At 64.4% G+C, this 11,675-nt stretch carries 9 protein-coding genes; 7 read left to right on the forward strand and 2 right to left on the reverse strand.

The features are described 5' to 3' along the window. Genes K3A84_RS09910 through K3A84_RS09920 form a run of 3 tightly spaced genes read left to right on the forward strand, consistent with a single transcriptional unit; the run spans position 1 to position 4,950 of the window. Positions 1-2,271, forward strand: coding sequence for a GumC family protein (locus tag K3A84_RS09910; RefSeq protein ID WP_225009180.1), 2,271 nt, complete (start codon positions 1-3; stop codon positions 2,269-2,271). Continuing rightward, positions 2,268-3,416, forward strand: a complete 1,149-nt coding sequence (locus K3A84_RS09915) for a glycosyltransferase (RefSeq protein WP_225009181.1) — start codon at positions 2,268-2,270, stop codon at positions 3,414-3,416. The genes K3A84_RS09910 and K3A84_RS09915 overlap by 4 nt, the downstream gene beginning before the upstream one ends. Positions 3,417-3,429: 13 nt before the next feature. After that, complete coding sequence (locus tag K3A84_RS09920) at positions 3,430-4,950, forward strand: O-antigen ligase family protein (RefSeq protein ID WP_225009182.1); 1,521 nt, start codon at positions 3,430-3,432, stop codon at positions 4,948-4,950. Here the strand turns inward: K3A84_RS09920 and K3A84_RS09925 are convergent. Beyond that, complete coding sequence (locus K3A84_RS09925) at positions 4,895-6,064, reverse strand: glycosyltransferase family 4 protein (RefSeq protein WP_225009183.1); 1,170 nt, start codon at positions 6,062-6,064, stop codon at positions 4,895-4,897. The two genes, K3A84_RS09920 and K3A84_RS09925, sit on opposite strands and share 56 nt — an antisense overlap. A gap of 41 nt (positions 6,065-6,105) precedes the next feature. Between K3A84_RS09925 and K3A84_RS09930 the strand changes: the two genes are divergently transcribed. From K3A84_RS09930 to K3A84_RS09940, 3 genes are all read left to right on the forward strand, one after another. Beyond that, positions 6,106-7,203: an acyltransferase family protein gene (locus tag K3A84_RS09930; protein WP_225009184.1), complete on the forward strand. Its 1,098-nt coding sequence runs from the start codon at positions 6,106-6,108 to the stop codon at positions 7,201-7,203. Positions 7,204-7,484: 281 nt separating this feature from the next. After that, positions 7,485-8,930: an oligosaccharide flippase family protein gene (locus K3A84_RS09935; protein ID WP_225009185.1), complete on the forward strand. Its 1,446-nt coding sequence runs from the start codon at positions 7,485-7,487 to the stop codon at positions 8,928-8,930. Positions 8,931-8,941: 11 nt separating this feature from the next. Beyond that, positions 8,942-9,826: a glycosyltransferase family 2 protein gene (locus K3A84_RS09940; protein ID WP_225009186.1), complete on the forward strand. Its 885-nt coding sequence runs from the start codon at positions 8,942-8,944 to the stop codon at positions 9,824-9,826. A 5-nt stretch (positions 9,827-9,831) separates the two neighbouring features. Here the strand turns inward: K3A84_RS09940 and K3A84_RS09945 are convergent, their stop codons facing one another. Then, a complete protein-coding gene (locus tag K3A84_RS09945) occupies positions 9,832-10,653 on the reverse strand; it encodes a thioesterase family protein (protein ID WP_225009187.1) in 822 nt (273 codons plus the stop codon). Between the two features lie 108 nt (positions 10,654-10,761). Between K3A84_RS09945 and K3A84_RS09950 the strand changes: the two genes are divergently transcribed. Next, entirely contained in the window at positions 10,762-11,673 is a 912-nt protein-coding gene (locus K3A84_RS09950; RefSeq protein WP_225009188.1) for an NAD(P)H-dependent flavin oxidoreductase, read from the forward strand. The last annotated feature ends 2 nt before the right edge of the window (positions 11,674-11,675 follow it).

Consider the following 11,675-nt stretch of genomic DNA (forward strand, 5'->3'; position numbering starts at 1 on the left):
ATGAACCTGCCTACCGTTTACGATGGTTCCGACAGTCTTCCGCAGACCGGGGCCGGACGCCTGCTTCCCGGTGCGCCGCTGGTGTCGGACGAAGATGAGCGGGTCAGCTTTTCGCGCCTGATCGGTTTTTTCCGGCGTCGCAGCTGGATCATCTGGCTGGCGATCGGGCTGAGCCTGGCGACCGGCGCGCTGCTCACCGCGTTGCAGCCACGCATGTTCACGGCCTCGTCGGTGGTTTTGCTGCGGCCGCAGAGCGACCAGCTCGAAGACCGCCTGTCTACCAAGCCGGTGGGCGCGCCACAGCCGCAGCAGGTAAGTGGCGACTGGGACGTCAATACCCAGATTGCCGTCATCACCTCGACCGAAGTGGCCGAGCGCGTGGTCGATGCGCTGAAGCTCGATACCGATCCGCGCTACAATCCCGTGCTGGCGGTGCAACCCTCCTCACTGGGGCGGCTGGTCGGGCAGAAGCCCCGGATCGTTCCGCTCGCCTCGGTTCCCAAGGCCGATCTGGCGGCGGGCCGGATCGAAGTCATAAGCGAACTCAAGGACAGCCTTTCGGCGGTCCAGATCGGCACCTCCTATTCGATCAAGGTCACCTATAATGACCGCGATCCCGAGATGGCGGCTCGTATCGCCAACGCCTTTGCCGACGAATATGCCAACTCGCAGATCGCGCAGAAGCAGCAGACCGCGCGCGAGGCGATGGACTTCCTGGAAAAGCGCATCGCCGAACTGCGCGAGGAAGCGCGTCGCGATTTCGCAGCCGTGCAGACGTACCGCATCCGCAACGGCCTTCTGAGTAGCCAGGGCAACTCGCTGACTGAACAGGATATTTCAGTCTACAACCAGCAGGTCGCAACGGCCAAGGCAGAAGCTGCCGCCGACCAGGCGCAGCTTGCCACGGCGCGGCGCCAGTTGCGCAACGGTTCCAACGGGGCCGACGTGGGCGAGGCGCTGTCGTCGTCTGTCGTCGGCAGCCTGCGCACGCAACGTGCGCAGATAGCCGCCCGAGTCGCCGATCTCAGCGCACGCTACGGCGCCAAGCATCCCGAACTGCTGCGCGCCAAGCAGGAACTGGCCTCGGTTGATGGCCAGATCCAGGAAGAGATCGACCGCGTCATCTCCAACCTCGAAGCCAAGGCCAACGTGTCCAACCAGCGGCTCGGTTCGCTGCAGGGCTCGCTTGGCCAGGCGCGCGGCACGCTGGCAGCCAACAACGGCGCGATGGTCGCGCTCGATGATCTCCAGCGCCGCGCCGAGGCGTCGCAAGGGCAGTACGAAACCTATCTTGCCCGCTACCGCCAGATTTCGGCGATGAGCGGCACCGAACAATCGCGCGCGACGGTCATCAGCCAGGCGACCCCGCCCGATGGCCCGTCGAGCCCGAAGGTCGTGCTCAACATGGTGCTGGCCGGGGTGATCGGCGTGCTGCTGGGCGGCGCTATCGCCTTCGTCGTCGAAATGCAGTTCAGCGGCCTTACCACCTCGGACGAGGTGATGAAGGTGCTGGGTCTGCCCTTCCTCGGTTCGGTGCCCGACAACGCGCGTCTCGATGGCACGGCTGAAACGCCGTACGAGACCGTCCGCACGCAGCCTAGCTCGATCATGGCCGAGGCGGTTCGTGGCATCTACAGCGCCAGCCACATCCACGTGCCAGATCGTGGCCGCGTACTGGCGATCACTTCGGCCATGCCCGAGGAAGGCAAGACCTCGCTTTCGGCTATGCTGGCGCTGACTGGTGCGGAACTGGGCGCGACGACCGTGGTGGTCGATTGCGACGTTATCGTGCGCGGCCTGAGCAAGCTGCACGGTCGCAGCGAGGGACTTGGCCTGCGCGAAGTCATGGCGGGGACGGCGGAGCTTGATCAGGCGCTGGTCGAGATCCACCCCAAGCTGCATCTTCTGCCGCTCGGTTCGGTCGCGGCCGAAGGCGAACGGCTCGTCGCCGATGGCGGCATCCATCGCGTTGTGGCGCAGTTGAAGGAGCGCTTCGAATTCGTCGTGCTCGATCTGCCGCCGCTGCTCTCGATCGCCGAAACGCGCGAGATCGCGGGTCTGGCCGATGGTGTGATCCTGGCCGTGCGCTGGCGAGCCACCAGCCGCGAGCGGGTCAAGTCTGCAGCGCGCCTGCTACCGCCGCGCCTGCGTGATTTCATCGGCGTCGTGCTGACGCGGGTCGACCTCAAGAAGCAGGCCAAGTACGCGCCGGACGAGGCCAGTTCCAGCTACTATGATGCCTACGCTACGTATCTGATCGGCGCGCGATGACCTCGCTTTCCGTCGGTGGCGGGCAGCGGAATCTGCGTGTTGCGATCGTCCATTATTGGCTGGTCGGGATGCGCGGCGGCGAGCGCGTGCTCGAACGGTTCCTGCGCCTCTATCCGCAGGCGGACATCTTCACCCACGTGGTGCAGCCCGACCGGCTATCAGACGCGATCCGGGCGCATACCATCCACACCAGCTTCATCCAGAAGCTGCCGGGCGCGGTGAAGCACTACCAGAAGTACCTGCCGCTGATGCCCTATGCGCTCGAGGAGCTGGACCTTTCGGGCTACGATCTGGTGATCAGTAGCGAAAGCGGCCCGGCCAAGGGTGTCATCGCCGGGCCCGATGCGTTCCACTTGTGCTACTGTCACTCCCCGATGCGTTACTTGTGGGATCACTATCACCCTTACAAGGCCAGGGCCGGGCGGCTGACTCGTGCGCTGATGCCGGTGCTGTTCCATGGCCTGCGCCAGTGGGATACCGCGTCGGCCCAGCGCCCCGACAGGATCGCCGCGAACAGCGCCTTCATCGCCCGTCGCGTACGCAAGGCCTGGAACCGCCAGGCGGACGTGGTGCACCCCCCGGTCGAGGTTGACCTGTTCGGCCCGACGGGCACCGTCACCGACCGCTATTTGTGGGTGGGCCAGATGACGCCCTACAAGCGCGCGGATCTTGTCGCCGACGCCTTCACGCGGCTGGGGCTGCCGCTGCTGATGGTGGGCGATGGCGAGCTTTCCGCCGACATCGCGCGCCGGGCCGGGCCGAACGTCACGATTGTCCCTCGGCTCGATTTCGCCGGCTTGCGCAAAGCCTATGCCGAATGCAAGGCGCTGCTCTTCCCTGCCGAGGAGGACTTCGGGCTCGTCCCGGTCGAGGCCAATGCCTCGGGCCGTCCGGTCATCGCCTATGGCCGGGGCGGCGCGCGCGAGACGATCGTCGATAGGGAGACGGGGTTGTTCTTCGACGAACAGTCGGTCGATTCGCTGATCGATGCGGTCGAGCGCTTCGAGCGCTGGCAGGGCGATTTCGCTCCCCAAGTCGCGCTCGCCAATGCCCGTCGCTTCGCGCCCGAAGTGTTCGATGCAAGGATCGCGGGCATCGTCGGTGAGGGCCTTTCCGGCCGGTTCGGCGCCGCAAAGGCGAACTGAGCGGGAAAACCCCATGATCCCCACGATCCACGGCCTCATCACGATCGCCATCGGCATCTGGCTGCTGACGCGCGGCGGGATACTGCCGGTTCTGCTCGGTGCGCTGGCGGCGGGCGTGTTCGACGCTTCGGCGGCGCTTCAGCTCCCTGCACTGGGTGGGTCGACCGTGCCCCCCTCGCGGGTGATGCTCGCGTTTCTGCTGATCGCGGTTTTCCGCGCGGTGGGCCAGCGCACGGGCCTGTTGGCCGATGCGCTGCGCAATAACGGCCTGCTGCTGCTCTACGCTACCTGGGGGCTGGTCGCGGCGTGCACGTTGCCCTTCGTGTTTGCCGGGCAGGCGCAGGTCGTGCCCATGTCGGCGGGTGAGCAGATCATCCACCTCTACGACGTGTTTCCACTTCGCTTTACTCCGCAGAACATCACCACTCCGGTTTACATGATGGGCACTGCGTTGACCGCCATGGTCGCGTATGTCGCCGGACGTACCAGTCAGCGGCCGCAGTCGATCGTCCGGCTCGCGGCGATTCTGGTGTGGGTGCAGGTGATCACCGGGATCGCCTCTATCACTCTTGCGGGTACGGCCTGGGACATGGTCGTCGATTTCATCCGCAACGGCAATTATGGCCAGCTCGACCAGTATTTCGGTGACCTCCGGCGCATGGACGGCGTGATGAGCGAGCCGTCCTCGTTTGCGAGCTTCACCTTTGTATGGTTCGTGGTCTGCTTCGAAAGCTGGTTGAATGATATCGATCCAGTGCGAAGCGGTCTTGCAGCCTTGGCTGCGATGGTCGTCCTGATGATCAGCACGTCGACCACGGCCTATGCCGCCATCGCCATTTATGGTCTGGTCGTGGCGATTCGCCTTGCCGCAAGCGCGCGCAACATTCCCGTCACCAAGGTGGTTGTGCTGGTCACGTTGGGCCTCATCGGATTGGCCGCCGTGATCGCATTGATGCTGCTCAACCCGGAGCTCGCCGCCTGGGCGAGAAATCTGCTCGAGGTCAACACGGTCAAGAAGGCGACGTCCGCATCCGGCTTGCAGCGTGCTTTCTGGGCGCGGCAGGGTATCGACATGTTCCTACTGTCGCACGGCCTTGGCGTGGGGCCGGGGACGTTCCGATCGTCGGGCTTCGTGCAGTCTGTCGTCGGCTCGTGCGGGGTGATCGGCTGCGTGCTGTTTGCGGGCTATTTGCTGCAGTTCGGCATTGTCGGCCAGTTCGGTGCGATCGATGCGCAGAAGGGGCGCTTGAAGATCGCCCGCATCGTTGGATGGGGTGCGGTGGCAGTGCTGATTCCGGCAATCCTGTCCGGCCCTTCGCCCGATCCCGGGGCGATCTTTGCTTCGCTGGCGGGGTTTTCGATCGGTCTGCGTCGCCCTTTCGTGGCGTTGCGCCGACAAGGCGCCCATCGGTCACCGGGCCATCCGCAATCGGCACAGGGGCAGTGGGGGCAAGCCGAGGCCCAGCCACCATCGCGTTTCAGCGAAGCGCCAGCAGTTCCTCGACCAGACGCGTGGCGGCGTCGCGCCAGGTGAAGCGCGCGGCCTGCGCGCGCCCGCGCGCAGCGAGATCGGCGCGCAGGTCGGAGTCGATCGCGAGTTCGGAAAGTACCCTGACCCAATCCTGCGGATCGTGGTGATCAGCGTATAGGGCTGCATCGCCGCAAACTTCCGGCAGCGCCCCGGCACGGGCGACGATAGCGGGGCAGCCTGCCCGCATGGCTTCAAGCGGCGGAAGGCCAAAGCCTTCGGTGCTCGACGGGAAGGCGATGCAGAGCGCCTTTTCGTACAGCGCCTGCAATTCGGCGTCGGTGACACGGCCAGCGAAAACCGCATTGTCGGGAATCGCATGACCGAGCACGCGAAAATCATCGGCCTTGGCCGAGCCGAACAGTACCAGTTTGATTCCAGCCAGTTCCGGCGCCGCAAGGGCCCGCAACAGCATGGGGATATTCTTGTGCGCCTGCGTATTGGCGAGCGTGACGGCGAACCTGCCGGTTTCGAGCCCCAAGCGGTCGAGGATCCTGCTGTCAGCATCCATCTGGCCCAGATGGTCGATGCCGTTAAGGATCACGCCGACCTTGTGCTGCGGTGCAATGCCGTAGTGGGCCAATTGCTGGCGCGAAAATTCCGAAACCGTCAGGATACGTTCGTGGCGACGACCGGAGATGGCATGCTGGAAACGATACCACAGCCGGAACGGTATGCTGTAGCTGTCGGGTGTGCTGCGCACCTGGGCATCATGGATCATCGTGACCGAACGATGTGCGGCCACCACGCCGACATTGCACAGCGACAGGATGATTCGCTTGCCGGCCTTTCGGGGCAAGGTGATCTGCTCCCATGCGCGCCCGGAAAGCGGAGCGACGACCCGGAACGGCACGCCCAGTTGCCGCGCCCTCTCGGCGCCTCCAGCCGGCACCCAAAGCTCCAGAGCAAGGCGTTGCGCCAGATCATTTCGTTCTGCCAGAAGCTGATAGGCGTGGGTGATCAGTTCCGAGGCCACGCGGTGCACCCCGGTCGCTTCGGCAATGAGGAACTTGCCGTTGATGATGATCGTACGCGGCAAGCTCAAGTCAATATGCTCCGAAGCGGGGCGTTTCGACGTATCTGTCTCCCCACTAATTGCCGCAAGTGCGAAATAGTGCAAGGGTCTCGACCTGGGCTAGACGGTCGTATGATGGGGGTATCGTGCTAGAGGCGAAATTGACGCTGGGGAGCGGCGCCGACAAGGATCGTCCGTCCTCCGGAGAAAAGGTGTACAATATTCAGGCCCTGCGCGCGATTGCCGCATGGGCGGTGGTGTTTCACCATCTCGTGGACAGCCTGCACAACTACATCGCGCCCGGACGCTCTTTCCCCTACCCCGCTATCGGCAGCTATGGGGTCGAGATATTCTTCGTCATCAGTGGCTATGTCATGATGATGACCGTGAACAACCGGCCATCGCGCCCACTGCCGTTTCTGGCTGAGCGCGCTTTACGCATCAGTCCGCCCTACTGGTTGCTGACGTTCGCCGCGTTCGGCGCGATCTTCTCTGGCCTCAAGATGTTCAGCCAGAAGCAGGCAACCCTCGATCGCCTGTTTGCGTCGCTGTTCTACTTGCCCTATTTCGGGCCGAACGGGCTTGAAAAGCCGGTCGTCTTTCCGGGGTGGACGCTCAACTATGAAATGATGTTTTATGTGCTGTTCGCGCTATGCCTGCTGCTTCGATCTGAGCAGGCGCGGATCAGTGCGATTGTCGCGGCGCTTATGGTCGCGCTGGCCGGGCAGATGCTCACGCAGTCCGAACTTATGGACTATGTCGGCCGCGACATCATCTTGGGCTTTGCGCTGGGCGTTCTGTTATGGCCTTTGCGCCATGTGCGTCTTGGTGCGACAGCGGCATCGTTCATGATGCTCGGGGGCCTGATCGGGCTGTTTGTCTGTGACACGGTACCGTTGCGCGACTGGGAGCACGTGGAACTGCCCGTCTCCTTGTCTGCGTTCCTGATCGTGGCCGGGGCTATCCTATTGGAAAAGGAGGGGATTCGGCTTGATGCACGTTGGTTGGTCTTCCAAGGTGATGCCAGTTATGCGCTCTATCTGATCCATCCCTTCGCTTTGCAGGTGGTGGGGAAGATTTCCATCTTGCTGGGCATCAACCGCACGCTCCCAGGCATCTACGCGACGCTCCTGGCGATGGTTGCCGCCTCTGCGATCGCGGCTGCGCTGTTCCATGTATTGTTTGAGCGTCCGGTGCATCGCCGCGCCCGATGGTTGCTTCCGGCAAAGCCGCGTGGCACCTGATACGGGTCGGGACGCCGGGATTGCTATTCTGATGGCACGAATTCTGTTTCAGTAAGATCAGTGCTATAGCTAAAGAAATATTTTGTAAATAACTAAAGATAATATTGCGGAGACGTTGGATAAATTGCTGATTTATGAAATGTAGTGGATTTGTTCTGTGCGATTGCTTGCGGTTATGCACATTGCACCTTTTTAATGTTGCCAATGCGGGCCGATAGGTCGTACCTTGCGGCGGTGATCGCCAATGGGATCTCGACTTGAAGTTTCTGGATCCCCAACTGTTGAACCGTTTTGCGGGGGCGACGGGGCTCGCGTTGGTGCGCGTGGCCTCGCAGGCTTTTCAGTTCCTGCTGTTTCTCTATGCGGCGCGCGTGCTGTCGACCGCCGATTTCGGCATTTTCAGCATGGCCTATGCCGTCGTTCTCGGGCTGACCGTGCTCGCTGAAGCGGGGTGGCGCGAATATGTCATTTGTTGCGACGAGCCCGACGAGGTCCGCGAAGCGAGCACGATCGCGCTCGCCAGTGGCGCGACAATGAGCCTTCTGGGCATGGTCGGGCTTGGTCTGGCGCAAGTTGCGGGCACGACCGGGGCGTTCGGGGTCATCGGCCTGATGCTGTTGCCTTGGATCCTGTTGCGGCCGCTCACGGTTGTCCAGGTCGGCGTGCTGACGCGAGACGGGCGGCTGGGTGCGGTAGCTGCCGTGCAATGGAGCGCCGAACTGGCGAGTTTTGCGGCCGGCGCGCTGGCGCTGTGGCTGGGGCAGGGCGTGATTGCGCTCGCCTGGGGCAAACTGGCGCTGTTGGTGGTGGAACTGGGCGGCTACATCGTGTGCAATCACCGGCTGGCGTTTCGTGTTCCTGACCGGGCTGCGGTGCGCAAGATGGTGGTCTTCTCGCGCGAGATTCTCTCGGCGCGGGTGCTGTCCTACCTGCAGGGCAATTTCACCACGCTGGCGATCGGGGTATTCTTCAACGCCGCGGCTGTCGGCATCTACCGTGCGGCAACGCGGCTGAGCGGGACCGCGCAGGAAGTGATCCGCGAACCGGCGCGCTTCCTCGGCTGGTCGTGGCTGCGCCGCGCGCGCGATGCGGACGAACAGGTCGGCGCGGACGGCACTGCGTTCGAATCCGCTTCGCTGCAATTCCTCGAAATCGTGCTGTCGCTGGGTGCGGCCTTGTTGGCATTGATGGCGGTGATGGCGCACCCGCTCATCCACGTGCTGCTGGGGGCCAAGTGGAACGATGCGGTAGTGCTTCTGACGCTGCTGTGCATCGGTGGCATAACGCGGCTGGTTTCCACGCTGACCGACCCGATCTTCCCTCTGCTGGGCAAGCCGCGGCTGACGCGCACACTCGCCATCCTGACGACGGTCGCGAGCGTCGTCACCTTTGCGCTGGCTTTGCCGTTCGGGATCGTCGCGGTGGCGGCCTCGGACATAGTCGCCGGCATCCTCGCACTGGGTGTCGCGGTGTTCTTTCTGGTCAAGGAAGGCGGAATCCGGATTTCGCAATTGCTGGTCGTGGCCATTCCCAGCGTGCTTGCGGTGCTGGCGGTGTTCGCCGCCGGCGCTGCTGTCGGTGAGTTGCCGCAATTCGCCGAGGGTCCGAACCTGATCAATCTCGTGGCCGAGGGTCTTCTTCTTGCCGTCGTTTATGCGGTAACGCTGGCTGCGGGGCGTTTGCTGGTCCCGCGCCGCAAGTTCGCGGCCGGCCCGATCACCGCCTGAGGAGACCGACCATGCACAGCACTGCCGCGCGGGTGGCCGTGATCATCGCCAGCATCGGACGCCCCGACGATCTGGCGCTCGCGGTGAAGCGGCATTTCGAACAGACGTTGCTGCCGTCGCGGATGATCCTGTCGTGCGTTGCCGCATCCGACGTGCCTGCCGATCTCGACCCGCGCGTCGAAGTGATCATGGGGCCGAAGGGATCGGCGGTGCAGCGCAACACCGGCCTGCGGTATCTGGCCGGCGATGCCGACATCGTCACGTTCTTCGACGATGACTATCTGCCCTCGCGTCACTGCCTCGAACGGATCGCCGCGTTTTTCAATGCGCATCGCGATGTCGTCGGGGCCAATGGCCTGCTGCTGGCCGATGGCATCAACTCCCCCGGCATCAGCGTGGGCGAGGCCGAAGCGTTGCTCGACGCGCATGATCGCGAAGTTGCGCCCTCGCTCGACGTGCTGCGCGATCTCGAAGGCCTGTACGGCTGCAACATGGCCTATCGTGCCAGTGCCACCCGGGATGTGTGGTTCGACGAGAGGCTCCGGCTCTACGGTTGGCAGGAGGACATCGACTTCGCCACGCAAGTGGGGCAGCGCGGACGCACGGTCCTGACCCATGCCTTTGCCGGGGTGCATCGCGGGGTGAAGGGCGCGCGCACTTCGGGTGTGCGGCTGGGCTTTGCGCAAGTGGTCAACCCGCTCTACCTCAAGCGCAAGGGCACGATGAGCGCGGGTTTCGCGCACAAGCTGATGCTGCGCAATGTCGTTGCCAACCACGTCAAGGTGCTGCGGCCCGAACCCTGGGTCGACCGCTGGGGAAGGGTGAAGGGCAACTGGATCGGTTTTGCCGATGCGCTGCGCGGGCGGCTCGAACCCGAGAAGATCGAGCGGATCTAGGGCGATCAGCCGCGCATGGGTAAGGATTTCGATTCGTGCCCCGGTGCGACAAAGATCGTCTGGAAGCCGCGCGCGAACACGCCCTCGACATCGCCAAGGATGTTGCGCGCGGTGCCGTGGCCGTTGCCCGCCATGTGCGTTTCGGCGTCGAGCACGAACCAGTCGCCCACCGGCATGCGCAGGAACTGCACGGTGATGTCGAGATTGGCGAAGGTCCATTCGCGCGCGTCGGTCGCCGCGCCATAGCCGTTCCCGAAATCGGCGAAGATCGCGGCCTTGGCGAAGTTCGACGGCGAACGGCCCGCCACGATCTCGCCATCCATGCGCAGCCAGCACAGGCCACGCCCGACGTGGCCCGGCCCGCCCAGCACGCGGCGGGTGCGGATCGCGCCGCCCATCGCCGCGCTGCGCGGGGTGTCATCGTGATCGGGAAGCGTATCGGGCAACGGATAGTCGTGGAGCACCGGCACAACCGGCGTTTCCAGTCGGCGCACGCGAAGCACGTGGGCCTGCGCGGCGGGGCGATCTACGGCCATCAGCGTCACGCGGTGAAGCTTGGTCTGGCGGCCATCGCGCAGGGTTTCGTTGATAAAGTGCAGGCGTGCATGTGGTACTTTGCCGAAGATATCGACCGAGAAGCGCGCGATCTCGAAATCGGCGTCAAGGTTGGCATCTTCTGCGCAGGTCGCGAGCAGCGCGCTGACCGGGCCGCCTGCGATGGCGGCGCGGTCCCACGGGCTGCGCGCGAGGCCGGTCGGCGCGAACAGGCCGTTTTCCTCGACGTAATAGCACGGCGGAACGCGGTGTCCGGCCTCGGCGTGTCGCATGATGCGTCCTTGTGTGGTCTTGCGTTGCGGGGCATTGATTAGTCGATTGATTAAGTCCATCAAGAGCGAATGTTCGAAAGCCTTTCCGCCCCCCTGATGTGCGCGCCGATGAGCATTGCCTCGTCGGTCGATCTTGCCACCGCCTGTTCGCGCGCTGCTATCATCGCCGGTTGGCAGGGCGGGACGTATACGCAGATGGACGAGTTCGAGCGCTATCTCGAGGCGCTCGCGAGTCAGGCCGACAGTGGCCAGCCCGGCAGTGGCCCGCCGATCGTCAACCTGCCCGCACGGATCGCGACTGAGCCGACCGGCCCGGCCAAGCTCGACCTGCTCGAAAAGCATCGCGTGCCGCTGGTGCTGACCAGCCTTGGCGATCCGTCGGCGGTGGTCGAGCGGGTTCATGGCTGGGGCGGGCGCGTAATCCAGGACGTGACGACGATGCGCCACGCCGAAAAGGCCATAGCGGTCGGAGTCGACGGGCTTATGGTGACGTGTTCGGGCGCGGGCGGGCATACCGGCTTCCTGACGCCGCTGGCCTTCGTGCCCGCGGTGCGGCGGATCTGGGACGGGCTGCTGATCGTGGCAGGCGGGATCGCCGATGCGGCGGGCATGGCGGGCGCGCTCGCACTGGGCGGCGACATCGCCTGCATGGGGACGCGCTTCATCGCCACGCCCGAGAGCGGGGTGGTCGAGGGCCATCGTCACCACATCGCGCGGGCCGGGGTGGACGGGATCGTCGTATCCGCGGCGATCAATGGCGTGCCTGCCAACTGGATCCGGGATTCGCTGGCCGAGGCCGGGCTGGACGACCTGACCATCCGCGCGCCGGGCAAGGTGGACCTGCCCGAAGGCATGGTCGGCTGGCGCGACACCTTCAGCGCCGGGCAGAGCGTTGGGCTTATCGACCGGATCGAGCCGGTGGCCGATCTCGTCGCCAGGCTGTCGGCCGAGTTTGCAGCGCGCGTCCCCGGCGACGGCTGGCGCAAGCGCCTGGCCGCCGTCGAGGCCGGTTGGCGGTAACG

Origin of the sequence: Novosphingobium percolationis (assembly GCF_020179425.1) — a bacterium.
Classification (GTDB): Bacteria; Pseudomonadota; Alphaproteobacteria; order Sphingomonadales; family Sphingomonadaceae; genus Novosphingobium; species Novosphingobium percolationis.